General features: G+C 74.2%; 18 protein-coding genes. 9 read left to right on the top strand and 9 right to left on the bottom strand.

What is annotated here, in order from left to right; genetic code table 11:
- Positions 1 to 62 precede the first annotated feature (62 nt).
- A complete protein-coding gene (locus ACZ5FU_RS33410; protein WP_451530835.1) occupies positions 63 to 1,694 on the top strand; it encodes a molybdopterin-dependent oxidoreductase in 1,632 nt (543 codons plus the stop codon).
- A 100-nt stretch (positions 1,695 to 1,794) separates the two neighbouring features.
- Complete coding sequence (locus ACZ5FU_RS33405; RefSeq protein WP_468839665.1) at positions 1,795 to 2,454, top strand: fasciclin domain-containing protein; 660 nt, start codon at positions 1,795 to 1,797, stop codon at positions 2,452 to 2,454.
- 633 nt (positions 2,455 to 3,087) lie between these two features.
- Here ACZ5FU_RS33405 and ACZ5FU_RS33400 read toward each other — a convergent pair.
- From ACZ5FU_RS33400 to ACZ5FU_RS33370, 7 genes are all read right to left on the bottom strand, one after another.
- The gene (locus ACZ5FU_RS33400; protein ID WP_469047710.1) at positions 3,088 to 3,837 is read right to left on the bottom strand and encodes an anti-sigma factor; all 750 of its coding nucleotides are present in this window, start codon (positions 3,835 to 3,837) and stop codon (positions 3,088 to 3,090) included.
- On the bottom strand, positions 3,834 to 4,418 hold the full coding sequence (locus tag ACZ5FU_RS33395) for a sigma-70 family RNA polymerase sigma factor (protein WP_451530832.1): 585 nt from the start codon (positions 4,416 to 4,418) through the stop codon (positions 3,834 to 3,836). The genes ACZ5FU_RS33400 and ACZ5FU_RS33395 overlap by 4 nt, the downstream gene beginning before the upstream one ends.
- A gap of 693 nt (positions 4,419 to 5,111) precedes the next feature.
- Complete coding sequence (locus tag ACZ5FU_RS33390; RefSeq protein WP_469047709.1) at positions 5,112 to 5,798, bottom strand: DUF5825 family protein; 687 nt, start codon at positions 5,796 to 5,798, stop codon at positions 5,112 to 5,114.
- A gap of 143 nt (positions 5,799 to 5,941) precedes the next feature.
- Positions 5,942 to 7,882 (bottom strand): RiPP maturation radical SAM C-methyltransferase, encoded by a 1,941-nt coding sequence (locus ACZ5FU_RS33385; RefSeq protein WP_469047707.1) that lies wholly within the window; start codon positions 7,880 to 7,882, stop codon positions 5,942 to 5,944.
- Positions 7,883 to 8,201: 319 nt separating this feature from the next.
- Complete coding sequence (locus ACZ5FU_RS33380) at positions 8,202 to 10,202, bottom strand: alpha/beta hydrolase family protein (protein ID WP_469047706.1); 2,001 nt, start codon at positions 10,200 to 10,202, stop codon at positions 8,202 to 8,204.
- Positions 10,199 to 11,716 (bottom strand): MFS transporter, encoded by a 1,518-nt coding sequence (locus ACZ5FU_RS33375; protein ID WP_469047704.1) that lies wholly within the window; start codon positions 11,714 to 11,716, stop codon positions 10,199 to 10,201. The genes ACZ5FU_RS33380 and ACZ5FU_RS33375 overlap by 4 nt, the downstream gene beginning before the upstream one ends.
- A 961-nt stretch (positions 11,717 to 12,677) precedes the next feature.
- Positions 12,678 to 13,553 (bottom strand): NAD(P)-dependent oxidoreductase, encoded by an 876-nt coding sequence (locus ACZ5FU_RS33370; protein ID WP_451530844.1) that lies wholly within the window; start codon positions 13,551 to 13,553, stop codon positions 12,678 to 12,680.
- A gap of 143 nt (positions 13,554 to 13,696) precedes the next feature.
- Here ACZ5FU_RS33370 and ACZ5FU_RS33365 point away from each other — a divergent pair, with 143 nt between their 5' ends.
- Positions 13,697 to 14,293, top strand: coding sequence for a TetR/AcrR family transcriptional regulator (locus ACZ5FU_RS33365; RefSeq protein WP_451530827.1), 597 nt, complete (start codon positions 13,697 to 13,699; stop codon positions 14,291 to 14,293).
- 75 nt (positions 14,294 to 14,368) lie between these two features.
- Here the strand turns inward: ACZ5FU_RS33365 and ACZ5FU_RS33360 are convergent, their stop codons facing one another.
- Positions 14,369 to 14,971, bottom strand: a complete 603-nt coding sequence (locus tag ACZ5FU_RS33360) for an MTB12 C-terminal domain-containing protein (RefSeq protein WP_468839649.1) — start codon at positions 14,969 to 14,971, stop codon at positions 14,369 to 14,371.
- A gap of 633 nt (positions 14,972 to 15,604) precedes the next feature.
- Between ACZ5FU_RS33360 and ACZ5FU_RS33355 the strand changes: the two genes are divergently transcribed.
- From ACZ5FU_RS33355 to ACZ5FU_RS33335, 5 genes are all read left to right on the top strand, one after another.
- Positions 15,605 to 16,111, top strand: coding sequence for a hypothetical protein (locus ACZ5FU_RS33355; RefSeq protein ID WP_468645417.1), 507 nt, complete (start codon positions 15,605 to 15,607; stop codon positions 16,109 to 16,111).
- Positions 16,112 to 16,284: 173 nt separating this feature from the next.
- On the top strand, positions 16,285 to 17,223 hold the full coding sequence (locus ACZ5FU_RS33350) for an SCO6745 family protein (protein WP_451781042.1): 939 nt from the start codon (positions 16,285 to 16,287) through the stop codon (positions 17,221 to 17,223).
- Between the two features lie 276 nt (positions 17,224 to 17,499).
- Positions 17,500 to 17,997 carry an RpiB/LacA/LacB family sugar-phosphate isomerase gene (locus ACZ5FU_RS33345; RefSeq protein WP_468645420.1) on the top strand — a complete coding sequence of 166 codons (498 nt, stop codon included), beginning with the start codon at positions 17,500 to 17,502 and terminating at the stop codon, positions 17,995 to 17,997.
- Between the two features lie 288 nt (positions 17,998 to 18,285).
- Positions 18,286 to 20,670, top strand: a complete 2,385-nt coding sequence (locus ACZ5FU_RS33340) for a phosphoketolase family protein (protein WP_469047702.1) — start codon at positions 18,286 to 18,288, stop codon at positions 20,668 to 20,670.
- A 343-nt stretch (positions 20,671 to 21,013) separates the two neighbouring features.
- Positions 21,014 to 22,030 carry an ATP-grasp domain-containing protein gene (locus ACZ5FU_RS33335; protein WP_468839643.1) on the top strand — a complete coding sequence of 339 codons (1,017 nt, stop codon included), beginning with the start codon at positions 21,014 to 21,016 and terminating at the stop codon, positions 22,028 to 22,030.
- 138 nt (positions 22,031 to 22,168) lie between these two features.
- Here the strand turns inward: ACZ5FU_RS33335 and ACZ5FU_RS33330 are convergent, their stop codons facing one another.
- Positions 22,169 to 23,707 (bottom strand): PAS domain S-box protein, encoded by a 1,539-nt coding sequence (locus tag ACZ5FU_RS33330; RefSeq protein WP_451530843.1) that lies wholly within the window; start codon positions 23,705 to 23,707, stop codon positions 22,169 to 22,171.
- Positions 23,708 to 24,076: 369 nt separating this feature from the next.
- Here ACZ5FU_RS33330 and ACZ5FU_RS33325 point away from each other — a divergent pair, with 369 nt between their 5' ends.
- Positions 24,077 to 26,464 carry an ATP-binding cassette domain-containing protein gene (locus tag ACZ5FU_RS33325; RefSeq protein WP_469047700.1) on the top strand — a complete coding sequence of 796 codons (2,388 nt, stop codon included), beginning with the start codon at positions 24,077 to 24,079 and terminating at the stop codon, positions 26,462 to 26,464.
- The last annotated feature ends 38 nt before the right edge of the window (positions 26,465 to 26,502 follow it).

Raw genomic sequence — 26,502 nt, 5'->3', positions numbered from 1 at the left:
CTCTTTTCACCCGATCGGGTCCGGGACCAATCCGCGCCGGTGCGCGGGACCGGATTCCCCATGTGAGCGACGAGGAGAAGGACCAGCGAGTGCGGCCGGGTCGGCCGCGTCCGGTGCTGGGTGCGCTGAGCGGGGCGCTGGCCGGCTTCACCGCGCTGGCGGTGGCCGAACTGGTCGCGGCCGCGGTGCGTCCGCGGTCAGGTCCGGTCGTCGCGGTGGGTGGCGCGTCCATCGACGCGACGCCCGCCGCGGTCAAGGACTGGGCGATCCGCCACTTCGGCACCGACGACAAGCTCGTCCTGCAGCTCGGCATCCTCGCCGTGCTGACCGTGTCGGCTCTGGTGCTGGGCGTGCTCGCGGTGCGGTTCCGGCGGGCCGGAGCCGCCGGAGTCCTTCTCCTCGGGGCCGTCGGGGCGGCTGCCGCCGCCGGCCGGCCCGACTCCACCGGCCTCGCCGACACGCTGCCCTCGGCCGTGGGAGCCCTTGCCGGGGCTCTGCTCCTGTACGTCCTGACGGGACGCCTGACCACGGTGAGGCGGTCACCGGCGTCCGGGCACGAGGTGGTGCCCGAGGAGGGAGGGGCCGGTCCGTCCGCGTCCGGGGGACGGGACCGGCGGGGATTCGTCCTCGTGGCCACGTCCGCCGCGGCAGCCTCTGCCCTGGCGGGCGGGGCCGGCCGGTTCCTGAACGCCTCGCGCGGCCGGGACGCGGTTGCCGCACGGGACGAGGTCGCGCTGCCGCGGCCGGGGTCACCGGCGCGGCCGGTACCCGCGAGGGCCGCGCTGCGTGTCGCAGGGGTCAGCCCCTTCATCACCCCGAACAGCGGTTTCTACCGGGTGGACACCGCGCTGGTGGTGCCGAGGGTGGATGCCACCACCTGGCGGCTGCGTGTCCACGGCCGAGGCGTACGCCGTACGGCCGCCTACTCCTTCGACGACCTGCTGCGCAGGGAGCTGATCGAGCGGGACATCACGTTGACCTGCGTCTCCAACGAGGTCGGCGGCCCGTACGTGGGCAACGCCCGCTGGATCGGTGTGCGGCTGGCCGACCTGCTGGCCGAGTGCGGGGTGAGACCGCCCTCCCGCGGAGGCCCGGCGGACCAGCTGGTGGCGCGCTCGGTGGACGGCATGACGATCGGCAGCCCGGTCGAGGACCTCATGGACGGCCGCGACGCGCTGCTCGCCCTCGGCATGAACGGCGAACCGCTGCCCTTCGCACACGGCTTCCCGGTGCGGATGGTGGTCCCGGGCCTGTACGGGTTCGTCTCGGCCTGCAAGTGGATCGAGGACATCGAACTGACCACCTTCGACGCCCACGCCCCCTACTGGGTCAAGCGCGGCTGGGCCCGCGAGGCCCAGGTCAAGACCGCCTCGCGTATCGACACCCCCAAGCCCTTCGCCCGGCCCGGCGCCGGCACGGTGATGGTCGCCGGGGTCGCCTGGGCCCAGCACCGGGGCATCGACAAGGTCGAGGTCCGCATCGACGACGGGCCCTGGCAGCAGGCCCACCTGGCCGCCGAGGACACCCGGGACACCTGGCGGCAGTGGTCCCTCTCCTGGCAGGCCACCCCGGGCAGCCACACCCTCACCGTACGGGCCACCGACCGCACCGGCGCCGTGCAGACCGACCGGCGTACCCGCACGATCCCCGACGGCGCCGACGGACGGCATTCCGTCGTCGTGACCGTCGACTGACCGCCTGCTCCAAGAGCCGTGCGTTCCTTTCCGGACCACCTTTCCGTGACAACCCCCTTGCGCAGCCGCATCGTGCTGCCTCGTTCCCCAGGAGATCATCATGAACACCCGTGTCCGTCGTACCGCCGGTCTGTTCGCCGCGGCCGCCGTCCTTCCCCTGGCCCTGACCGCTTGCTCGGGCAGCAGCGATTCGGGCAAGTCCGCCGCCTCCACCAAGGCGTCGGCCTCGGACACCAAGGGCAGCGACGACATGGCCGGTTCCGACGGCACCGCGAGCAGCATGGACGAGCCGTTCGGTGCTGCCTGTTCCGCGGTGCCGAAGGACGGTGCCGGCTCCTTCGACGGCATGGCCCAGGACCCGGTGGCCACCGCCGCCTCCCACAACCCCGCGCTGTCCACCCTGGTGGCGGCCGTGAAGAAGGCCGGCCTGGTCGACACCCTCAACAACGCGCAGGACATCACCGTGTTCGCACCGACCGACGACGCCTTCGCCAAGATCCCGAAGGCGACCCTGGACAAGGTCCTGGCCGACAAGGCCCAGCTGACGAAGATCCTCACCCACCACGTCGTCGGCCGGAAGCTTGCCCCTGAGGACCTGGAGAACGGCTCCTTCGACACGCTGGAGAAGTCGAAGCTCACCACCTCCGGTTCGGGCGAGTCCTACACGGTCGACGACTCCGCCCAGGTCGTCTGCGGCAACGTCAAGACCGCCAACGCCAACGTGTACATCATCGACACCGTTCTCATGCCCCAGAGCTGACACCCGCGGGCCGAGGACGCCGCCCCCGCCCGGATCGCTTGACGGGAGCGATCCGGGCGGGGGCACGTCGACGGGGTGGAGGTGCGATGCCGCCCGGACCCATGGCGTCACCCCGGGCGGACGGGACCGCGTGGATCCCGACCCCGTGCCGGCCCGCACGACCTGCGAACATCCGGTGCGCACGCCGGAGTCGGTGCCCGCCCGGCGCCGACTGCCGGATCCGAACACGGCCGTGACCGTGTTCTCGGGTGGCCGTCGCCGCCGGGGGTTCCACGAGGACGGCTGCCGCAGCGGTGCGGCGGCCGCCTTCGCCCCGGGGGTGAGAGGGCGACCCCTGCGCCGGCCGGCCGGTCGCGGCGGCCGGGGCCGCCGGTCCCGCATCCGTCACGATCAGCCGTCTGCGGCGGGGAGACCTGAACGGCCTGCCGGCGCCGCGTCCGCCGAGGCGACCCGCCCGCTCCCACGGAAGCGGGAAACGGCTGCCGGAACGGCACATGACGGGGCGTCCCGGCCGGGGCGCGTGCACGGCACGCACCGTCTCCCTCTTCCCCCGGTCACCCCGCGCGGCCGGTGAACCACGTGCAGGGGTGGGGGAGTCCGCCGACCGGCAGGCTCTCCTCCCGCCCGCACGCGTCAGGACGGAACGCCGAGCAGGGCGATCGGTGCCGAGGTGGGCTGCTTCGATCCACCGGCCGGTTCCACCGTGATGCCGATGCCCGAGGCGCCGTCGACCGCACCCTCCATGAGCACGGTCTGACTGCCGCGGCCGGGGTCCATCAGCCCGGCGGAGCGCATCCTCCCGCCGTCGGCGAACCACAGCTGGTACACCTTGCCCCGTGGCGGCGTCGCCGTCCCGGAGACCGCGAACACGGCCCGGTCCCGGCCCGCGGAGACCACCAGCGTGCCCGCTCCGCCCGCCATCCTCGCCGAACGCGACCTGGCGTCGGGGGCGGCCAGCACTCCCGCCACGTCCGCCGCGTGCCGCTCCACCCGCGCCGCCCGGTCCAGGGCGCCCTGCGCGCGTCCGTACTGCCACACGGCCGTGCCGCCCGAAGCGGCCGCGGCGGCCACGCAGGCGGCCAGCGCCCACCGTCCCAGGGCCCGCCCTCCCCACCCGCCCCGGCGCACCCGCTCCGCTGCCGCGGCACCGGGCGGCACCTGCCGCACCGTGGTGATGCGCCGCAGAACCTGCTCCCGCACGGCGGGGCGCACGCGCACCGTGGCGGCCCCGGCCAGACGGCCGGCAGTGGCCGCGAACTCCGCGACCTCCTGCCCGCAGGCATCGCAGGAGGCCAGGTGACGCTCGAAGGCGGCACGTTCCTCGCCGTCCAGCGCGTGGAGTGCGTAGGCGCCTGTCATCGCGTGCAGATCCGTCGCGGTCACGCGGTCACCCCCAGGCAGTCACGGAGTCGGATGAGACCGTCGCGCAGCCGCGTCTTGACGGTCCCGACCGGCAGCGTCAGAGCCTCGGCGACCTCCCGGTAGGTCAGACCGCGGTAGTACGCGAGGGTGACCGACTGCCGCTGCAGTTCGGTCAGGGTGCGCAGGCAGCGCCGTACCTGCTCCTGCTCCAGCCGGGTCTCGACCTCCTCGGTCACCTGGTCGTAGGCGGGCTGGTGATCGAGCAGAGCGGCTTTGGTGTCACGGGCCGCCGCGGCCTCCACCGACCGCACCCGGTCCACGGCCCGCCGGTGCGCGAGGGTGAGGATCCAGTTGACCGCCGTGCCCCGCTCGGGCCGGTAGCGCGGGGCAGTGCGCCACACCTCCACCAGCACCTCCTGTGTCACCTCCTCCGACTGCGCCTGGTCACGCAGAACGGCCCGGACCACCCCGAGGACGGAACCGGCCACGGCGTCGTAGACCGCGGCGAACGCCTCCTGATCACCCAGCGCCACCTCGTGCAGCAGACTCTGCAGGTCCGGTTTCACGGACTGTCCGGCGCCGATACGTACTGGTTCCTTCACGATGGTTCTCCCGTGTGCGTGACAGGCCGGAACGGCCTTGTGTAATCCGGGGCCGCGAAGGCCGCGGATTGGTCGCACGCAAAAGGCGGGCGGCGTACGGCATTCCTCCGGGCCGGACCGACGCACGCGGCCGGTGGCAGGGCTCCGCCACCGGCGCCAGGCCGGGCCGGGCCGTCGAACGTTCCGTACCTGGTTCCGACGCAGAGCCGTCACGACGGGCGTCGGCGCCTCTCCTTCGGAATCGGGTTCGACCGGAAGCCGGAGAGCGGCAGAGCCCCTGTCGTGATCGCTGCGACCTGCGGCGGAGACCCCCCGCCGGGGCGAGGTGCGTGCCTTTACCGCGGCGGCGGGCGTGAGAGGGGTGGGCGCGTGCCGGTCGGGCCGGCGAACGTTTCGGAGGGTGGGGGCGTGTATCCGGTGCTGCGTGCCCGGAGGGCGCTCCTGCCCGTTCCTCCGACCGTGTGAGCCGCGGCGGGAGGGGCGAGCGATGGGCGTCCACGGCGCGTGACGCAGGCGGATTCCTGGTCCGGGGGGCACGTCGAACGGGACGCGGGCCCCTGTTGACGAGGGGCCGAACCGAAAAGCGTCCCGCCGGAGGACTCCGCGGGTGCGGGGCCGGCCGCCGGGACGCTCCGCCGGGAGGGGAGGAAGGGAGCAGGGGGAGGAAGGGAGGGGCGGGCGGGCCCCCGGCGCTCAGATCGTCATCGCTTCCTGTATCCAGCGGTTGACGCGGTACGGCAGCCACCACTGCACCCCGCCGACCGCGAGCACGAGCCGCTCCTCGCGGAAGTCGGCGAGCGCGTCCGGCGGCACCACCGACGCGGGAGCCCCGTACGACAGGCGTTCGATCGCTTCCCGGTAGTGCGGCTCGTCCACCGTGAACCGGCGGAGGTCTCCCCAGCGCCGGTCGCGGATCTGGACGAAGCCCGGCCCCTGCCGCCAGAGGCACTTGCCGAGGTAGTGGCCGTTGCGCCAGGTCCGCAGCGCGTCCTGCGCCGACGCCGGGTCCACCCCCTCGATCCGCTGCGGCGGCTGGAGGTGGCTCAGGAGGCTGCCGATGTCCTCGGCGGCCGTGGGGCCCCCGTCCGGATCCGGCCGCAGGTCCCACTCGACGAGCACCGCTCGGGCCGTCAGGTCCCTGACCAGACTGAGGGTCCGTACGGCACGGGCCGCCGCGTCCGGCGTTCCCGTGTCCGCGAGATCCACGACACCGGACAGCCGGACGCGGCGCGCGCCCAGTTCCCACAGCCGGTCGCACTCCTCGGCGACGGGACCGGTCAGCGCGATGTCGCCGAGGAACATCCCCGGCAGCGCGCAGGCGACGGGGTCGTAGTCACGCCAGGCGGTGGCGGACGGGGTGAGGATGGAGCGGGGACTCATCGGACTGGCCTCCAGGTGCGCCTGAACGGCCGGACGTCGGACCGCGGTGGGACGACGCCCGGGCGAGGACTGGGAGAAGGGGAGGGAAGGGGGAGGGACGCGGGAGAGGGGAGGAAGGAAGGGGAGGGAGGCGGGAAAGCAGGTCAGACTCCGGTCATGTGCGGTTCGGCTGGTTCGGCCGGCGCGGCGTCCGGTGCGGGGGCCGCGTGCCGGTGCCGCATGAAGTCCAGTCGCAGCAGGTCCTCGTTCACCGCCGAGGGCGCGATGTGCACGTACTGCCCGTTGTCGGTGAAGACCAGCCCCAGCTCCACCCAGCGGTCGAGCAGCTCCTGGACCGCGTCCTCCCGCAGCGCCCCGTCCGGTACCCGGCCCGCGGCCTTGCGGGTGACGGCCGAGGGCGTGTGCGGCTGGTCCAGCAGCCGGAACAGGGCGATCTCGTACGGGTCGGTCAGTTCCATCGCCCGCCAGTCGAAGGCCCGGCGCTTGCTGACCAGGACGATGCGGTCGCCCAGGTCGGCCTGGGTGAGACGGGCGTCGGCGTGGTGCTTGCGCCAGGCGGCGAGCGCGGCGTTGAGCGCGGTCACGGTGGGTTTGCCGATGCCCCGCTCCGGTGCCTCGAAGACGTAGGCGAGGCCGTAGAGCTCCTCCTCCGGCAGGTCGTAGGTGAAGCGGTAGTGCGCCTCCGGGCGCAGGCCGGAGAAGCCCAGCTCGGGCCGGTTGAAGTAGGGGCTGAACCGTTCGATGGCGATACGCGCCGAGAGGTCGACCGGCGGGTTGAGGTGCTCCAGCGCCGGTATCTGCGCGATGACCGGGTCGTAGTCCTCCGCGCTCTCTCCCGGGAAGCCGTGCAGGTAGTTCCAGGACACCGACAGGCCGGTCTCGGCGCCGTCGCGGAGCATGCGTACGTTCTGGCAGCCGCTGACGCCCTTGTCCATCAGGTCCAGGACGCGGCTGTTCAGGCTCTCGATGCCCGGCTGCACGTAGATCAGGCCCGCGTCGGAGAGCGTACGGAGCTGGGAGCGGCGCATGTTGGCCTTGATCTCGATGTGCAGCCGCAGGTCGTAGCCGCTCTCGATGATCCGGGGCAGGACGGTGGAGAGGTAGCCCATGTCGAGGATGTTGTCGACCACGTACATGTCGAGCACCCGGTGGCGGCGGGCCAGGTCCATGATCTCGTCGTAGAAGGTGTCCGGGCTCTTGCTGCGGAACTGCATGAAGGAACCGTTGAGTCCGCAGAACGTGCAGTGGTGCTTCTCGCCCCACCAGCAGCCCCTGGCACCCTCCACGACGAGCTTGGGCTCGACCCAGTTGCGGGCCACGGAGGCACCGAGACGTTCGAAGTAGCCGCTGTAGTCGGGCGGCAGGATGGTGGCGGGCGGCAGCGGGCTGGTGGCCATCGCGTTGGCGGTGCTCGCGCCGTCCGGACCGCGGTGGCACAGCCCGGCCACGCTGGACAGGTCCGGGTGTTCCTCCCCGAGCGCGGACAGCAGCTGCGGGAAGGCGGCCTCGCCCTCGCCCCGGATCACGTGGTCCACGAACGGGAAGTTGCGGTGCACCGTCGCGCCCTGCTCGCCGTCGCAGTTGGCGCCGCCCATGACGGTCACGATGTGCGGTGCGAGCCGCTTGACCTGGCGGGCGGCCGCGAGCGCGGCGGTGTTCTGCTGGAAGGTGGAGGTGAAGCCCACGACGTCGGGTGCCTCGTCGACGATCCGCCGGGCGATGTCCGACACGAACTCCGGTACGAGACGGTGCAGTTCGCGGGTCATCTGCATCCGGGACGCGCCGAGCTTGCCCTTCATCGCGGCGACGAACTCCTCCTCCCGCCAGGTGGGGTCGTCGTAGAGCGCGGAGGAGAAGACCCAGTCGCCGCAGCCCATGAAGTAGGAGGCCAGCGCGTAGTACTCGTAGTCCTCGGCGGTGAACTCCATGCGCCGGGTGATCCAGTCGGTGAACTCCAGGTTGGCGTGCAGGACTTCGGCACTGCCGTCCGGCACGTGCTCGTCCACGCTCCGCTTGAGGATTCCCAGGGCCAGCGACGGAAGGTCGATGGGCGACCAGGGCATGTTGACCAGCAGTACACGCATGTCAGCTCCTCGTGGGACAGCCGGAAGACGGGGAACGGGGAACGGGGAGGGCGGCGGAAGAAGGAGGGGGCGGCGGCGGGGCCTTCGGGTGACCGACCGCGGTCGTGGCGGCACGCCCCCGGCCCCGTCGGCACGCCCCCGGCCCCGTCGGGACCGACGTCCCCGTTGCGGCGGAGGTCCCTGTGGTGCCGGGCCGACCGGCCGGCCCGGCATGGTGGCCGCCGGGCCGGCCGGCGAGGATCAGCCCTCTTCCGCGTCTTCCGCGTTGCGGAACGGGATGGTGATCGTGACGCCGATGCTCGGCTTCCGGTTCTCCTCGTCACCCTCGAGCGGGTCGTTGTGGATGATGTCCTTCTGCATGGGCGGTTCTCCTCTCGGTGTGTTCGGCGGTACCCGTCCCGGCCGCCGCCGTGGTACGGACGCGGCCGGAATCCCCCCTCCGGTCGGCGGGGGGCGTCTTGGGGGAGCGGTGCGCGCCGCGCAGCTCCCGGTCGAGGAAGACCACGGCACGGCGCAGTACGGCGACGTGGTCGCCGCCCTCGTAGCCGTCGTGTCCGCTGTCGAGCCACATCGACTCGTGGCGGACTCCGGCGGCGCGCAGCGCGGCGAGGTAGCCGCGCACCTGGCCGGGCGGGCACTTGGCGTCCCGGGTGGCGGCCACGACCAGCAGCGGCGCCCGCACGCGCGAGGCGTACCGGATCGGCGAGCTGCGGGCGTACGCCTCGGGCACCTCGTCGGGTGTGCCTCCGTACAGGCGCTCGTCCAGGGCGCGCAGCGCGGGCGTGGTGGTGCGATAGGCGGCGACGCCGTCGGCGACGGGCTTGACGGCGACGCCCGCCTGCCACAGTCCGGGGCGGGTGCCCAGGGCCAGCAGCGTGAGGTAACCGCCCCACGAGGTGCCCCACAGCCCGACGGCGTCCGGGTCCACCAACCCGCGTCCGATCAGATCGGCGCGCACCGCCACCAGGTCCTCGACCTGCGTGAGTCCCACGCCCGCGCCGAAGGCCCGCCGCCAGCGGGGGCCGTAGCCGGTGGAGCCGCGGTAGTTGACGCGTGCGACGGCGAAGCCCGAGGCCACGAGCGAGTGCACGACACCGTCGTAGGCGTCGCGGTCGTGGTCGGCGGGACCGCCGTGGACGAGGAAGACGACGGGCGGCGGCACACCTCGCCCCCCGGTCGCCCGCTCCTCGCGGGCTCCGCCCCGCGGGGGCCGGGGCTCCCGAGGCAGTCCGTGGTCCTCGGACGAGCCGTGGTCCTCGGGCAGGCCGTGGTCCTCGGGCAGGCTGAGCCAGGTGTGCACGGGGCCGTCCGGGGTCGGCGTCCACAGGTCGCGGTGGTCGCCCGGCACGCGCCCCGGCACGGTGGCGAGGGCCGGCAGCGCGGTACCGGCCGTGGAGTGCATCCGCGGCGGATGGGACGTGTCCGTCCACAGGTAGTGCACGTCGCCCCCGGCTCGCGGTGCCGCGTCCAGCAGGCTGCCGGGCGGTGTCGGCACGCGCGTGAGGGTGGCGGTGTCCAGGCGGGCCCGGTGCAGGGTGCTGCGGCCGTGGCGGTCCTCGCGGATCAGGACGGCACGCCCTTCGTCCCCGTCCGGGTACCAGCGGGCGGTGATCTCGCTGTCGAACGCGCACCACGGGTACGTACGGACACCGGTCTCCGGCCGCCAACTGGCCAGCAGGTAGCGGTCGTCGTCCTCGCGCACCAGCAGCAGCTCGTCGCGTGCGGCGGTGGGCGCGAAGCCGAGCGACCACAGTCTGCCGTGCTCACCGTTGCCGGGGAGCACGGCGCGCGGCGTGCCGTCCGCGGCCAGCACGGTCACCGCGTGCGCGGAACCGGCGGGCCCGCTGAGCGCCAGCAGACCGGCCGAGGCGGTGATCCCGGACAGCGTGGCGTGCCGGTCGACGCGCGTCACCTCGTGTGCGCGAGCACCGCGCCGACCCAGGTGGACGGTGGTCGTCCGGCCGTCCCCCAGCCCCATGGCGACGATCCCGTCGTCGCTCACGGCCAGACCGCGCGGGGTGCCCGCGGGCAGGCCGGTCAGCCCGAGGAGGTCGGGGCCGCCGCGGAAGGGCTGGAACCGCCAGTGCCCCGCGCCGTGCGCGTCCTCGTCGAACCACCACACGTTCGCGTCCCGGTCGATCGTTCCGTGCAGGGTGCCCCGCGGCCGGTCGGTGACCTGGCGGGCGTGCCCGGTCCCGGCGTCCCAGGCGAACACCTCGCACCGGCCCTCCGCGTCCGCGGTGAACGCCATCCGTTCGGGGTCGGCGGCGCAGACCTCGGGCAGGGCGGCGAGGTAGACCTGGTACCGGGGGCCGGTCACGCCTCTCGCCCCCTCACCGGAACGTCCTGTGCCGGAGTGCCTTTCGGCGGGACGTCCTTCGGCGGGGAGGCCTTCGGCGGTGCGCCCGGCGCCAGTACGCGTCCCGCGCCGAGGGTCGTGTGCACGGCGAGCAGGACCAGCACTCCGGCGGAGGCCAGCGCGGGTACGGCGGCCCCCGCGTGAGCCGCCAGGAACCCGGCGAGCGCGGGCGCCACGGCGGCGGACCCGCCGGCGGCGGTGGCGAGCACGGAGCCCGCGCGGGCCTGCAGGCCGGGCGGTGTCCCCTGGACGGCACGGGCCTGGAGGATCACGGTGGCCGGCGGCATGATCAGGCAGAACGCGCCGAACAGCGCCCCGTACGTCCACGGTCCTCCGGCCGTCGCGAGCGCGGCGGCGAGCGGGACCATGAGCCAGGACACCGTCACCACCGCCCGCACGGGCCTGATCCGGCGCACCAGCCGGGGCGCGGTGAGCGAACCGACGAGTCCGGCGGCGCCGGACAGCGCCAGGACCAGGCCCATGGGCGTGCCGCCGTGGCCGCTCTCCTGCAGGGTGAAGACGGCGTCGTAGTACAGCGCGGCCAGCACGCCGTTGACGGTGGTGGTCCACACGAGCACCAGCCGCAGCAGGGGTGTCGACCGCACGAGGCGGACCCCGGCGCCCGCCTCGGTGGCCAGGACGGACCAGGTGCCGCGTGCGGAACGGGGAGCGGGTCGCGCCGCGGGCCCCGGAACAGAACCGTCCCGGACCGCGCTCCCCGTCGGCCCCGCCGCGCCGTCGGCCCGGTCCGCGGTGTCCGCGCGGTGCGTCACGCTCACCGCGTCCGCGCCGTCGGTCCGGTCGGCCCGCAGGTCCGAGCGCATGGCCCGGACGCACACGGCCGTGACGGCGTACGAGACGGCGTCCAGCACGAAGGGCAGCGCGCGCGAGAGCTGGTACAGCATGCCGCCCAGAGCGGGTCCCGCGACCAGGGCGCCCCGGTCGCCCGCCTCCAGCCCGGCCACCACGCGCGGGAGGTTCTCCGGCGTGGAGATCAGGGCCACCGTGCCACGGGCGGCCGCCTCGTGGCAGGCGGTGGCGGTGCGCTCCACTAGCACGGCGGCGAGCAGGTGGACCAGCGAGGGCCGTCCTTGCGCGACGGCCGCGGCCACGGAGCCCATCGCGAGCGCCGAGACCACCGCCGACCAGAACATCACCCGCTTGCGCGCGCCACGGTCGGCGGGGACGGCGACGAGCGGACCGAGCACCAGCCCGGCAGCCGTGGACACCCCGGCGACGAGCCCCACCACCGCCGGCGAGTGACCGAGTCCGAGGAGCAGCAGCGGCAGGACGACCCCGGACGCCTGGCTCCCCAGGGAGTCGGCGGCGTTCGCGCACCAGAAGAGCCGGACGTCACGGGTGGCGGGTCCGGTGTCCCCGGTGTCCCCGGCGGGCCCGGTGTCCTCGACCACGGCCGGCGGAGGCGGAACGGCCCGGACGCGCGAGGCCCTCGCTTCGGGAACGGAAGATCCCATGCGCAGCCCACCCCGTTTCCGCCGTCACACTCGACATCGCATGCGAGAGCGCATGCGAAATAGCGCCATGGTTGACAAAGATGTGTAGAAAAGGTGCAAGAATTGCAACACTCGGGAGCTTAATCAGGCGCCGACGGCGAGGACAAGGGTGCCCGAGCGAAGGCTGGTTCGATTTCTCGCGGATGGCGCGGGGTGCGCGCCGGGGGCCGGTGCGGCAGCACCGGGGCGAGCGTTCCCGCCGCGCCCGCCGTCCGCGATCACCGCGCCGGGGCGCGCGTCCGGGCGGCGACGGCGCGGCGCCGGGGGTTCCCGCTTCGCTCCGGCACTCGCGGCGCCGAGCGGGTCCTCCGGGCGGGCGGGTCCCCTTCGCGGATCGCCGCCGGTCACGCCGGGCATGAGCCGGAATTCGCCACTCCGCGGGGACGACGGCATCTGAACTGCGGGGGGAACGGGCCGGGACGCCGTCGGCCGGCCTCGGCCGCGCCATGTGCCCGGCGTCCCACCACGACCGCCGGGCACGGCCGCCACACCCGCCGCCGACACCGCGCGCGGCCTTTCCGATGGCGAACGCGTTCCCGCCGCCGACGCGCCGCCCGCCGCGTGCCGCGGCGGAGGAAAACATCCTGCCGGAAGGAGGCGGGTCCGTGCGATGTCCGGAATCCCACTCTCCGGATATCGCCGGACCGAGGACAATGGCTTGAGTTATTGGCCGGAAACGGACGAGAGGAAAGCGGAAGAACTCGGGCAGGAAAGGGAATTCTAGATCGTCTTCACGGCCCCGTGGCTTGCCCCGTGGCCTACCCCGTGGCGCCGGGCGACCCGTCCCGCGTCGCCGACCTCCGACCGCCCCGACCTCCGACCGCCCCGACCTCCGGCCGCCCCGACCTCCGACCGCCGAGCGCCCCGATCTCCGCCTCGTGGCCGTCCGGCGCCGGGTCTTCTCCCGGCTCCGGGTGCGGGTTCAGCCCCGGGTGCGGGTCTCCAGGGCGTGCAGGACGGCCACCATGTCCTCGTCGCCGTGTCCCTGTGCGACGGTCTCGCCGTAGAGGGCGTGGCAGACGTCGAGGAGCGGGGAGGCGAGGCCCGCCGCGCGGGCGGCCCGTGCGATCAGGCGGTTGTTCTTCAGGACGTCCGTGGCCGCCGCCTGGACGGTGAAGTCGCGGGCCAGCAGTTTGGGCGCCTTCCCCCGGGAGACCGCGCTGGCCATCGGGCCGGCGTCCAGGACGTCCCGCAGCAGGCGCCGGTCGAGCCCGTGCCGGTCGGCGAAGTGGAAGGCTTCGGCCAGACCGGTGACCAGGGTGATGAGGAAGAGGTTCACCGAGAACTTCATCAGCAGCGCGCCCGGCACCGGGCCGCACGCGAAGGTCTCGCGGCACAGCGGGGCGAGCAGCGGGCGTACGGCCGCCACGGCGTCGTCGTCCCCGGCCAGCATGGCGACCAGTTCGCCCCGCTCCGCCGGGATCCGCGAGCCGGAGACCGGCGCCTCCGCGTAACGGCCGCCCGCGGCCAGGATGTCGTCCCGCAGGCCACTGGAGTACTCGGGCGCGGTCGTGCCCATGTGCACGACGGTGCGGCCGGCGACGCGCGCCGCGAAGCCGGGGGTGCCGCGGCCGAGGACCGCGTCGACGGCCGTCTCGTCGGCCAGCATGAGGATCACCGTGCCGGCCCGCCCGAAGACCTCGGCGGGGTTCGCCGCGACCTCGGCGCCGGCGGCGCGCAGGGGATCGCAGCGGCCCGGGGTGCGGTTCCACACGAGGAGGGGCGTCCCGGCGCGGGCGAGGTTGAGCGCCATGGGCTGCCCCATGACCCCGAGGCCGAGGAAACCGACGTACGTCATGCGCTGCCTCTCCCGGCCCGCGCCGGGGCGGGGCCGTTGCCGTCGGCCCGGGCCGGCGATTATGACAGCCGTCATGATAGAGGCTTCCATGACCGCTGTCATAGGGTGGGCGTCGGCCAGTCGCGACATCCTGGAGGTCGACCATGACGCCGTCCGGACGGGGGCCGCGCGAGCGGATGGTCTTCAGCGCGGCCCAGCTCATCCGGCGCGACGGCGTCGGCGCCACCGGCATGCGCGAGGTGGCCGCCCACGCGGGGGCGCCGCGGGGCTCGCTCCAGCACTACTTCCCCGGCGGCAAGGAGCAGCTGGTCGACGAGGCGCTGGCCTGGGCGGGCCGTTACGCGGCCGGCCGGGTGACCCGGTTCCTGGCCGTGCTGCCCGAACCGACGCCGAGCGCCCTGTTCGGCGAGATGGTGCGGCAGTGGACCGACGAGTATGCGTCGGCCGGGTTCGCGGGCGGCTGCCCCGTCGCCGCGGCCACGGTGGACCGCGCCGGGTCCGTCGGGTCCGTGCGGGAGGCAGCGTCCGCCGCGTTCGCCGCCTGGAACGGCGCCGTGGCCGACGCCCTGGCCGGCATGGGCGTCCCGCCGGAACGGACCGTACCGCTGGCCACGCTCATGATCGGGGCCCTGGAGGGGGCGATCCTCATCGCCCGCGCCGAGCGGGACGTGCGCGCGCTGACGAGCGTGGCCCGCGAACTCGGCCCGCTGCTCGACGCGGCGGTGACCCGCGAGGGCTGAGGCGATCGGCGAGGGCCGGGACGATCCGCGGAGCCCTGGGCGACCCGCGAGGGCGGAACGGACGGCTGACGGGGCCTACGGCCGTGCCCCCGCGGTGGCCGACGGGGAGCCGGGCTCGTCGCACCTCGGCGCCCTGGGCGCGTCCTCGGCGTACCGCGTCAGGTCGCAGACCGTGCGCAGCGCGACCTTCCAGGTGTCGCCCTGCCGGACCGCCGCCCCCGGCCCGCCGGGCTCCAGCTCCCGGCCGTCGCGGGTGAGGGCGTAGCCGACGGCGGCCTCCTGGGACGTCGTGTACGCCACGGAGGTCACCGTGGCGCGCAGCCGGCCGCCGAGGCGGTCGGCGAAGAGGTTCTCGATCATCAGCGCGTTCTGGGGGCCGTCCTCCACCACCCCGCTGCGGTCGTCGACGGAGGAGTCCGGGGCGAACAGGGTCTCCCACGCGGCCCGGATGTCCCGCTCGGCCCCGTCCGGGTCCGCCGGAGCGGTGCCCGTGGGGGTGGGGGACCGCACGACGGGCGGTGGGGAACCGACGGTCGGGGCCGCCGCCGTGGAACCGGTGGGCGGCGGGGCCGGAGCTGTCCGCGCCGCTTCGTCGCCGCCTCCGCCGCCGCAGGCAGCGGTGAGGACGAGCGCGGCGGTGGCGGCCCAGCGGGCCGCACGTCGTGTCGCAGGGGACATGGACTCCTCCGGGTCGCCTGGAGCAGCCTTACCCGGAACGCGCCGAAACATCCCGGCGGGCATGCGCCGTGCGCGAGAGTTTAGGGGTGACGCGGGCCGGTCCGCGGGGATGCCGGGGCAGCGGTCGGGGGAGATCTCGGGGCGTGCGCCGGTCCGAGGAGCAGCCGGGGCGTGCGCCGCTTCGCGAGAGGGACGGGAGCGGCGCACGCCCCATCCGCCGGGGAGCTACGGGCGGGCGCGCGTCCCGTCCGCGAGGGTGTCGCCGCGGCGGTGCCGTCGGCCGGACCGCACGCCACGGGCGCCGGCCGGGTGCGGGTGCCCCGCGCGCGGTTCCGCGCGCGTGGAAGCGGAAGGCGACTGCGCCGGCCACAGGCGTACCGCCGCCACCGAGGCGCCCAGGGCGATCGCGCCCAGGGCGGCCACCGCCCACCCGAGTCCGGCCGCTCGGCCGGCCTGCCCGGCGGGTGAACGGGCAGGCCGTGCAGGGCCGGCCGGCGGGGCCGGGCCGGCCCGCGGTGGCCTTCCGGCGCACGGGAGTTGAACAACCCCGCGGGACCGGACGTACTCCTGGGCAGTCGTACGCCCGGCCGCCGACGGCCGGGCGCGACCCGGGACCGGAAGACGGAGAGGCACGTGCCACAGCAGCCGAGGCGAGGACGGACCGGCCGCACCCCCACCACCGCCCGCCTCCCGCGGGGCGCCGTACTCGTCGGAGGTCTGCTCCTGCTCTCCTCCGTCACGGCCTGTGGCGGCGCCGCGGAGGAGACCGCGGTGAACAGCGACCCGGCGAAGATCTCCGCCGCCCCCGCGGCCGGGGTCGTCGCCCCCGCGAAGGTCGAGGTGATCGCCGCACTCACCGGCTGCGAGGCCGACATCCGCATCGAGGCCGACGAACTGCGCCAGGGCGCGTGCACCACCGCGGACGGCGGCCACCTCATCACCACGTTCCCCGAGGAGCGGCTCAAGGAGACCTGGCTGGACTCCGCGAGCGTCTACGGCGGCACGTACCTGGTCGGCACCCGCTGGGTCGTCAGTGCCGAACCGGAGACGCTGGAACGGTTCCGCGGCAGACTCGGCGGTTCGATCAAGGAGTTGCGGGGCACGGTCGTCGGACCGGAACCGGGCGCGAGCCCTTCCTGACGACGGCCGCGGACCGACCGGCACGCACCGGCCGGCACGCACCGGCACGCGGCACGCCGCCCCGTGCGGGCCGCCCGCGGGTGCCGGGCGGACCGGCGGGGCTTGTCCGCCGTGCCCGCCGTGGCGCATGCTGCCTCCCGGCGGGCGGAAGAGCGTGAACCGGGAGGCATGTGGTGGACGGCGCGGTCGTGCGGACGATGTGGGAGCGGTTCGAACTCGTCCACGACCTGGTCTACTTCGCCCCCGAGGCACACCTGGCCGCCGGTGAACTCGGCATGCGCGGCTTCTGGATGGGCTACTTCGCGTTCCGCGCCGCTCCCCTCGGCCCCGCTCCGGCCGCCGTCGTCACCAGCTCCTTCTACGTCTTCCACCCCGACCGCGTCGCGCGTGCCGTCCCCGACGCCTGGCGGTACGCCGACCCGGCCGACGTCCTCTCGGCGCGCGAACGGGCCATGGACGCCGCGATGACCCGCGTGCTGGGTGCGGACACGGTCGGGTCCGCCGCGATGGCCGAGGCCGCCGACCTCGCCTGGGAGGCGGCGCGGGCCGCCGACACGGCGGGGCGCGTCCTCGGCGCCGCCAACCAGGCGCTCCCCCGGCCGGCGCAGCCGCACCTCAGGCTCTGGCAGGCGGTCACCACGCTGCGCGAACACCGGGGCGACGGGCACATCGCCGTCCTGGTCGGCCACGGTCTGGGCCCGGTCGCGGCGATGGCGCTGAAGTGCGCGGCGGGCGAGTCGGACGAGGAGACGCTCCGGCAGACCCGCAAGTGGGACCTCCCGGCATGGCGGGCGGCGCGGGCCGAACTGCTCGACCGCGGCTGGCTCGACGACGACGGCCGGCTCACCCCCGCCGGGAAGGCCGCCCGCGCGGCCGTCGAGGCCGGGACGGACGCCGCGGCGGCCTCCCCCTGGACGGCCCTGGGCCCCGACGCCACCGCCCGTCTCGGTCACCTCCTCACCCCGCTGGCCGACGCCGTCCGCGGCTCGGGCCTCATCCCGGACGGCAATCCGGTGGGACTCCCCGCCGCGACGGCGACGGCGACGGAGAAGCGGGAAGAGGCGGGAGAGGGCGGCGGGGAGGCGGTCGCGCCGGGGAACGCCCCGGTCTGAGCGCGCGGTGGTCGCGCCGGCGGACCGCCGGCGACGGCGGACGAACGCGTGAACGGGACCGGCCGGTGACGTCCTGCCCGCCCTCCACCGCCGCGTGTCCCCGGACCGGCCGCGCACCGAGAGGGCCGACATCGTCCCGCGTGCGCTCCCGGACCGGCCGTCACCGCGCCGGCCGTCACCGCACCGGTCGTCGCCGGGCCGAGCGGTCGCCCGGCGGGGTGCGTCCCGTCCTCCCCGGCGTGACGCCGCCCGCCCCTCCTCAGTACCCTCCGGTCCATGCGGATCTCCGTCTCCTCCGACATGGACGAACCCGTCGCCCGCGCGCTCGTCGCGGAACTGCGCGCGCGAGGGCACGACGTGGCGCCGCACGGTGCGCTGCGGCCCGGTGCGGACGCGCGGTGGGCGGTGTGCTCGGAGGCGGCGGCCCGGGAGGTGGCCGGGGGGACCTCGGAGCAGGCCGTGGTGTGCTGCTGGACGGGCACGGGCGCCTCCATCGCCGCGAACAAGGTGCCGGGCGTCCGCGCGGCCCTGTGCACCGACGCCCCCACGGCCGAGGGCGCCCGCCGCTGGAACGACGCGAACGTGCTCGCCCTCAGCCTGCGCCTGACCTCCGAGCCGTTGCTGAAGGAGATCCTCGACGCCTGGTTCGCCGCCGGGCCCAGCGAGGACGCCGAGGACCGGGGCAACGTCCTGCACGTCGACCGTATCGGCCGTGTCGACCGCGTCGGCGGGACCGGCGGGACCGGCGGGACCGGTGGCGCCACGGCCCCCTGACGGCCGGCAGCCCCCTGACGACCGCCCGTGGCGTACGACGGCGGGGGCGGGCCCCGCACCCGCGCCGGAGGCTCCGGAACCCGTCAGGGCCCCGCCGGCCCGTTCGAGGGGATCGGCCGAAGGGATCGGCCGGGCCGCCGGACCCGGCCGGCCGGTGGGGCCACCCGGTCGGGCCGGGCGGGTCGGACGCGTCGGTGGGCCCTGGCGGGTACCCGGTGACCGGGAGAGGGTGGGAGGGAACGGACCCGCCCGCGCCTCCCGCCGACAACCGATCCGGAAGGGACCCCGATGTCCGTCGACACCCGGCAGCCGTCCGACCGCCTCACCGACGACGAGCTGAGGACGCTGGACGCCCACTGGCGCGCCGCGAACTACCTGTCCGTCGGTCAGATCTACCTCATGGCCAACCCCCTGCTCACCGAGCCGCTGCGGCCGGAGCACGTCAAGCCGAGGCTGCTCGGTCACTGGGGCACCTCGCCCGGGCTGAACCTCGTGTACACCCACCTCAACCGCGTCATCCGCGGCCGCGACCTCGACGCCCTGTGCGTGTGGGGCCCCGGCCACGGCGGGCCGGCGGTGGTCGCCAACTCCTGGCTGGAGGGCTCGTACACCGAGACCTACCCCGACGTCACGCGGGACGCGGCCGGCATGGCCCGGCTGTTCCGGCAGTTCTCCTTCCCGGGCGGCGTCCCCAGCCACGTCGCCCCCGAGACGCCCGGCTCCATCCACGAGGGCGGCGAACTCGGCTACGCGCTCTCCCACGCCTACGGCGCCGCCTACGACAACCCGGACCTGCTCGTCGCCTGCGTGATCGGCGACGGCGAGGCGGAGACCGGCCCGCTGGCCGCGTCCTGGCACTCCAACAAGTTCCTCGACCCCGTCCACGACGGAGCCGTCCTGCCGATCCTCCACCTCAACGGCTACAAGATCGCCAACCCGACGGTGCTGGCCCGGATCCCCGAGCCCGAACTCGACGAGCTGCTGCGGGGCTACGGCCACGACCCGATCCACGTCACCGGCGACGACCCGGCCGCCGTGCACCGCGCGATGGCCGGGGCCATGGACACCGCGCTGGACCGGATCGCCGCGATCCAGCGCGCCGCCCGCGAGGAGGGCGCCGGCGAACGCCCCCGCTGGCCGGTGATCGTGCTGCGCACCCCGAAGGGCTGGACCGGACCCGCGCAGGTCGACGGCCTCCCGGTGGAGGGCACCTGGCGCGCCCATCAGGTGCCGCTCTCCGCCGTCCGGGACGACCCGGAGCACCTGCGCCAACTGGAGGCGTGGCTGCGCTCCTACCGGCCCGAGGAACTCTTCGACGAGCGGGGCGCCCCCCGGCACGACGTCCTGGCCCGGATCCCCGAGGGCCCCCGCCGCCTCGGCGCCACCCCGCACGCCAACGGCGGACTGCTGCTGCGTGAACTCCCGCTGCCCGACCTGGAGTCGTACGCCGTCCCCGTCGACAAGCCCGGTACGACGCTGCACGAACCCACTTACGTCCTGGGCGAGTTGCTGGAGGAGGTGATGCGCTCCACCGCCGAGCGACGCGACTTCCGGCTGGTCGGACCCGACGAGACCGCCTCCAACCGGCTCCAGGCCGTGTACGGCGCCAGCGGCAAGGCCTGGCAGGCGCAGACCCTCCAGGTCGACGAACACCTCGACCGGCACGGCCGGGTGATGGAGATCCTCTCCGAACACACCTGCCAGGGCTGGCTGGAGGGGTACCTGCTCACCGGCCGGCACGGGTTGTTCTCCTGCTACGAGGCGTTCGTGCACATCGTCGACTCGATGGTCGACCAGCACATCAAATGGCTGCGGGTGACCCGCCGGCTGCCCTGGCGGGTGCCCATCGCCTCCCTCAACTACCTTCTGACGTCGCACGTCTGGCGCCAGGACCACAACGGTTTCTCCCACCAGGATCCGGGCTTCGTCGACCACATCCTCAACAAGAGCCCCGAGGCCGTCCGCGTCTACCTGCCGCCGGACACCAACACACTGCTGTCGGTCGCCGACCACGTGCTGCGCAGCCGCGACTACGTCAACGTGGTCGTGGCCGGCAAACAGCCCTGCTTCGACTGGCTGACGATGGAGCAGGCCCGCGCCCACTGCGCCCGCGGCGCCGGCGTCTGGGACTGGGCGGGGACCGGGAACGACGGCCGCGAACCGGACGTGGTCCTCGGCTGCGCGGGTGACGTGCCGACCCAGGAGGTGCTGGCGGCCGCCCAGCTGCTCCGCCGGCACCTGCCCGAACTCGCGGTCCGCGTGGTCAACGTCGTCGACATCGCCCGCCTGCTGCCGAGCGAGGAACACCCGCACGGCATGAGCGACTTCGAGTACGACGGCCTGTTCACCACCGACAGGCCCGTCATCTTCGCCTACCACGGCTATCCGTGGCTGATCCACCGGCTCGCCTACCGTCGCACCGGCCACGGCAACCTGCACGTGCGCGGCTACAAGGAGATCGGCACGACGACCACGCCGTTCGACATGGTCGTCCGCAACGACCTCGACCGCTACCGGCTGGTCATGGACGTCATCGACCGCGTCCCCGGCCTCGCGGTGCGCGCCGCGGCCGTACGCCGGCGGATGGAGGACGTCCGGCTGCGCCACCACGACTGGATCCGGGTCCACGGCACCGATCTGCCGGAGGTCACCGACTGGACCTGGGACGGCTGACCGGCACACCGGACAGGGCGCACGGATCGGGGCGGACGGCGCAGGGGGAGGGGCAGGGAACAGGCGCGCGTGCGCCCTGGCACGGCGCCGAACCGGGTGCCTAGAGTGGTCGGTCCGCCCCGCGGCACGGATTCCCGGCGGGGCGAGCCCCAACCTTGCGTGGTCCCCGGCCGTCCCCGGCCCCGGCGGTCGTCCGGGCCGGGGACGGCCCGCACACCGGCGCGGCTCCCAGGGCGACGGGTGCGAGGACCATCCACGCGACAGGCACCACACCGTGACGGCGTTCGGGCCGCGCGACCGGGCCCGTGGCACGAGCGTGCGTCGAGAGCCACTGGAGGCCGCTGTGTCCCGACCGTGCATCGCCCTGATCGCCGACCCGACGTCGTCCGAGGGGTGCCGGGAGTACCTCGCCGACGCCGTGGAACTGCTCACCGGCACACCGCCCGTGCGGGTCGACGCCCGCCACTTCGCGACCGGGGGGTCCGGTCGCGCCCTCCGCGACGGAGACCGCTTACGCCTGCGGGTCGCCGAGCAGGGGCTGGACTTCGTGCCCGACATCGTCGTGCTGTACGAGATACCGCCGCACCGCCGCCGTGCCCTGGCCGGCTTCCAGGAACTCCTGGAGCGCCATGACGTGGTCACGCTCGGCACCGGCCCCGAGGCCTGGCGGACCGCCACGGAGAAGAACCTCACCGTGGAACGCTTCCGCCGGGACGGCATCGCCCAGATGGAGACCGTCGTCCTGTCCCGTCCCACCGCACGGGAGGCCGGCGAGGCGTTCGAACGGCTCGGGGGCGACGCGTGGGCGCGGCCCGTCGTCGGCACCGGCGGCGACGACACCTTCCACATCACCACCCGCGCCCGGCTGGAGGAGGCCACCGCCTACTACGCCGGGCACGGCACCGACTGGATGCTCTCCCGCGACGCGGGCAACTTCACCGCCGACGGACTGCGCCACCAGTTCCGTGTCTTCGTCCTCGGCAAACGCGTCGTGCACGCCCGCGAACATCTCCAGCCCGCCGCCGACACCCCCTGCAACACCTGCCGGGGAGCCACCCCGGTCCCCATCGCCCCGCCGGACCTGCCGCCCCGGCTCACCGAACTCGCCGTCGCCGCCACCGCGTCGGTCGGCCTGCCCTTCGCGGGGGTCGACCTGGCCGTGGAGAACGGCGGCGTCGTCTTCGAGGTCAACGTCCAGCCCGCCTTCGTCGACGGCGAGCTGGAGACGGTGGCCGTCCCGTACGTCGAGGCCCACCTCGACGCCCACGCGCGTGCGACGGGCGCCCTCCGCCCGGTACGGCGGCCGCACCCGACCCGGGCCGTCGGAACCGGCGGCCGGGGCTTCACCGCCCCGGCCTGAAACCGGTCGACCGCCCTCGTCCGGGGACGCGTCCTCGCCATGAGGACCCGTCTCCGGACCGTCCGTCCCCGGCCGGTCCGTCCCCGCCCTGTCCGGCTCGGTCCGGCCCTGTCCGCCCCGGTCTCCGGGTGACCCTTCCTAGGTCGCCGGGAGCTGCGCCAGCAGGAGGGTCACGTCGTCGTTGTGGCTCTCCGGGTCCGGCAGAAGACCGGCGAGCACCTGGTCGGCGGCCGTCTCCAGACAGGGCACGTCGGTGAACAGCTTCTCCAGCAGCACGGTGAGTTCGCCGATGCGCAGTTCGATGTCGCTGCCCGGCGTCTCGATCAGTCCGTCCGTGTACAGCACCAGGGTGGCTCCCGGCGGTATCTGCGTGCGGGCCTGCTCGAACGGGCCGTCGCCGACCCCGAGGGGCATGTTGACGGGGCAGTCGACCGCCCGCACCCCCTTGCCGGCCCCCGCGACCAGGACCGGCAGGTGGCCCGCCGAACAGATCGTCACCATGCCCGTCCGCGGGGTGATCACCAGGTAGCAGCAGGTCACGAGCTGGTCGGGCACGTCCAGGTCGGCGACGCAGGTGTCCAGCGCCCGCATCAGCTGCCGCGGCTGCATGCCGGTCTTCGCCAGCGCGTGCGCGGCCGAGCGCAGCTGGCCCATCACGGCGGCCGCCTCCAGCCCCCGTCCCATCACGTCGCCTATCAGCACCCCCACCCGGCCGCCGCCCAGCGGCACCAGGTCGAACCAGTCGCCGCCCACGCCGGCGCCCTGCGTGGCGGGCCGGTAGCGGCTGGCGGTGGCCAGGCCGGGCAGTGCGGGCGGAGTGCCCATCAGACTGCGCTGGAGCGTGAGGGCGATGTGCCGCTGCTGCTCGTACAGTTCGGTCAGTTCGGCCTGGGCGCGCTTGCGGTCGCTGATGTCCCGCACGATCGCGCACGCCCCGACCACCGTGCCGTGGGCGTCCCGGGTGGGCCACAGGGTCACGTCCACGTCCAGCAGCGCACCGGCGCTGGTGACCTTCAGCGTCTCGAAGTGCTCCACCTTCCGGCCCCGCCGCAGCTGCCGCAGCAGCGTCCTGACCTCACCGCGCAGCTCGGGCGGGGCCAGCAGCGAGACGTGCCGGCCGATGGCCTCGTCGGCGGTGTAGCCGTACAGGCGCTGTGCCGCCGCGTTCCAGTAGGTGACGTAGCCGTCCAGGGTGTGGGCGAGGATGGCGTCCTGCGAGGACTCCACGAGGGCGGCCAGCTCGTTGATGCGGGCCTCGGCGGCCTTGCGGTCGGAGACGTCGCGGACCGCCGCCGACACCAGCAGCCCGTCCGTGGTCTCCAGAGGGCTCAGACTGATCTCGACGGGGAACTCGGTGCCGTCCTTGCGCAGTCCGAGCAGTTCGAGACCGGCGCCCATGGGCCGGACCTGGCGGTTGGCCGTGTATCCGCCGCGATGCCCGGTGTGCTGCTCGCGGAAGCGGTGCGGCAGCAGCAACTCGACCGGCTGGTCGAGGAGTTCCTCCCGGCGGTAGCCGAAGAGCACCTCGGTCTGGGCGTTGACGAGCCGGATGGTGCCCCGGTCGTCGACGATGACCATCGCGTCCGGGGCCGCCTCCAGCAGCCCCCGGAACCGCTCCTCCGCCCCGCCCGGAGTCTTCTCGCGCACAGGGGCGCGGCAGCCGTACCGTCGTTCCACCGGTTCCGCCTGCACCAAGTCGGCCATGTTCCACCTCACCTTGCGCGACGATTCAAGCCATCTCAGCGCCTTCGCGCCCGCCCCGCTCCGGGATGTCGCTTACTGACCGTTCACGCCCGAAGCTGGCCGATCGCGGCCCGGGTGTGCGGCACGGGCCGTCGGGGCGCCGCTTCACCGACGACGCGTACGGTATGACACGGTTTCGGGCCTTCCGACCGGACAGGAACGGACCGGTTCGGTCAGGGATTTCGATCAGTGAGTTCGATCGGCGAGTTCGATCGGCGAGTTCGATCGGGAAACGGAAAGCGCCGGGAGGCGGGCGGCGCATAGCGTGGGGGCGATGCCCAGGAACACGGACGGAGACAGTTGATGAGCCCCGCGAACAGGACGGACGGGCGGCCGTCCGCGCCGCCCGCCGCCGACACCCACGACGTGATCCGCGTGCACAGCGCGCGCGTGAACAACCTCAAGGACGTCAGCGTCGAGATCCCGAAGCGCCGGCTGACCGTCTTCACGGGGGTGTCCGGCTCGGGCAAGAGCTCGCTGGTCTTCGACACGATCGCCGCCGAGTCGCAGCGGCTGATCAACGAGACGTACAGCGCCTTCGTGCAGGGCTTCATGCCGACGCTCGCACGGCCCGACGTCGACGTGCTCGACGGGCTGACGACCGCGATCATCGTCGACCAGCAGCGGATGGGCGCCGACCCCCGCTCCACGGTCGGCACCGCCACCGACGCCAACGCGATGCTGCGCATCCTCTTCAGCCGGCTCGGCGAGCCGCACATCGGCCCGCCCAGCGCCTACTCCTTCAACACCGCCTCGGTGCGGGCCAGCGGCGGCATCACCGTCGAGCGCGGCGCCAAGGAGACGGTGAAGGCGACCTACGAGCGCACCGGCGGCATGTGCACCCGCTGCGAGGGCCGGGGCACGGTCTCCGACATCGACCTCACCCAGCTCTACGACGACGGCAAGTCCCTCGCCGGCGGCGCGCTCACGGTCCCCGGCTACAGCGTGGACGGCTGGTACGGCGGCATCTTCAGCGGCTGCGGCTTCTTCGACCCGGACAAGCCGATCCGCGAGTTCACCGAGCGGGAACTGCACGACCTCCTCCACAAGGAGCCGACCAAGATCAAGGTCGACGGCATCAACCTGACGTACGAAGGGCTGATCCCGAAGATCCGGAAGTCGATGCTCTCCAAGGACGTCGACGCACTCCAGCCCCATGTGCGCGCCTTCGTGGAGCGCGCCACCACCTTCACCGTCTGTCCCGAGTGCGACGGCACCCGGCTCAGCGAGGGCGCCCGCTCGTCGAGGATCGACGGGATCAGCATCGCCGACGCCTGCGCCATGCAGGTCACCGACCTCGCCGCATGGGTCCGCAAGCTCGACGTGCCGTCGGTGGCGCCGCTGCTGACGACGTTGCGCGGCACCCTCGACTCGTTCGCGGAGATCGGCCTCGGCTACCTCTCGCTGGACCGGCCGGCGGGCACCCTGTCCGGCGGCGAGGCACAGCGCGTCAAGATGATCCGCCACCTCGGCTCCTCGCTCACCGACATCACCTACGTCTTCGACGAGCCCACCACCGGCCTGCACCCCCACGACATCCGGCGGATGAACGACCTGCTGCTGCGCCTGCGGGACAAGGGCAACACCGTGCTCGTCGTGGAGCACAAGCCGCAGACGATCGCGATCGCCGACCACGTCGTCGACCTCGGCCCCGGCGCCGGCGGCGCGGGCGGCACCGTCTGCTACGAGGGCACCGTCGAGGGGCTGCGGGCCGCCGGCACCGTCACCGGCCGCCACCTCGACGACCGGGCCGCGGTGAAGGAGTCCGTGCGCAGGCCGACCGGGGCGCTGGAGATCCGCGGCGCCACGGCGCACAACCTCCAGGGCGTCGACGTGGACATCCCGCTCGGTGTGCTCGTCGTCGTCACGGGGGTCGCCGGCTCCGGCAAGAGCTCGCTCGTCCACGGGTCGGTCCCCGCCGACGCGGGAGTGGTGACGGTCGACCAGAGCCCCATCAGGGGATCACGGCGCAGCAACCCGGCGACCTACACCGGCCTGCTCGACCCGATCCGCAAGGCGTTCGCCAAGGCCAACGGCGTCAAGCCGGCCCTGTTCAGCGCCAACTCCGCGGGCGCCTGCCCCACCTGCAACGGCGCGGGCGTCGTCTACACCGACCTGGCGATGATGGCCGGCGTGGCCGGCCCCTGCGAGGAGTGCGAGGGCAGGCGGTACCGGGCGGAGGTGCTCGGCCACCGCCTCGGCGGCCGGGACATCAGCGAGGTGCTCGCGATGCCGGTGACCGAGGCCGAGGAGTTCTTCGGCTCCGGCGAGGCACGCGTCCCCGCCGCGCAGCGCGTCCTCGCCCGGCTCGCCGACGTCGGGCTCGGCTACCTCACCCTCGGGCAGCCGCTCACCACGCTGTCCGGCGGCGAGCGGCAGCGGCTCAAGCTCGCCACCCACCTGGGGGACAAGGGCGGCGTCCACGTCCTCGACGAGCCGACCACCGGCCTGCACCTCGCCGACGTGGAGCAACTGCTCGCACTGCTGGACCGGCTGGTCGACGCCGGCAAGTCGGTCGTCGTCGTCGAGCACCACCCGGCGGTCATGGCGCACGCCGACTGGATCATCGACCTCGGTCCCGGCGCGGGCCACGACGGCGGCCGGATCGTCTTCGAGGGGACTCCGGCCGACCTCGTCGCCGCCCGCTCCACCCTCACCGGCGAGCACCTGGCGGCGTACGTCGGCGTCTGACGGTCCGGGCCGGCCGGGGCGCGCGCCCCGGCCGGCCC

The organism is Streptomyces sp. NPDC031554, from assembly GCF_055580685.1.
This window is presented reverse-complemented; position numbering and strand designations above follow the sequence as displayed.

Bases quoted from the DNA above. Each gene is read 5' to 3' on its own strand.
- ACZ5FU_RS33385 (WP_469047707.1), bottom strand. From the start codon at position 7,882: ATGCGTGTACTGCTGGTCAACATGCCCTGGTCGCCCATCGACCTTCCG.
- ACZ5FU_RS33340 (WP_469047702.1), top strand. From the start codon at position 18,286: ATGTCCGTCGACACCCGGCAGCCGTCCGACCGCCTCACCGACGACGAG.
- ACZ5FU_RS33365 (WP_451530827.1), top strand. From the start codon at position 13,697: ATGACGCCGTCCGGACGGGGGCCGCGCGAGCGGATGGTCTTCAGCGCG.
- ACZ5FU_RS33370 (WP_451530844.1), bottom strand. From the start codon at position 13,553: ATGACGTACGTCGGTTTCCTCGGCCTCGGGGTCATGGGGCAGCCCATG.
- ACZ5FU_RS33390 (WP_469047709.1), bottom strand. From the start codon at position 5,798: ATGAGTCCCCGCTCCATCCTCACCCCGTCCGCCACCGCCTGGCGTGAC.
- ACZ5FU_RS33345 (WP_468645420.1), top strand. From the start codon at position 17,500: ATGCGGATCTCCGTCTCCTCCGACATGGACGAACCCGTCGCCCGCGCG.
- ACZ5FU_RS33405 (WP_468839665.1), top strand. From the start codon at position 1,795: ATGAACACCCGTGTCCGTCGTACCGCCGGTCTGTTCGCCGCGGCCGCC.
- ACZ5FU_RS33325 (WP_469047700.1), top strand. From the start codon at position 24,077: ATGAGCCCCGCGAACAGGACGGACGGGCGGCCGTCCGCGCCGCCCGCC.
- ACZ5FU_RS33375 (WP_469047704.1), bottom strand. From the start codon at position 11,716: ATGGGATCTTCCGTTCCCGAAGCGAGGGCCTCGCGCGTCCGGGCCGTT.
- ACZ5FU_RS33360 (WP_468839649.1), bottom strand. From the start codon at position 14,971: ATGTCCCCTGCGACACGACGTGCGGCCCGCTGGGCCGCCACCGCCGCG.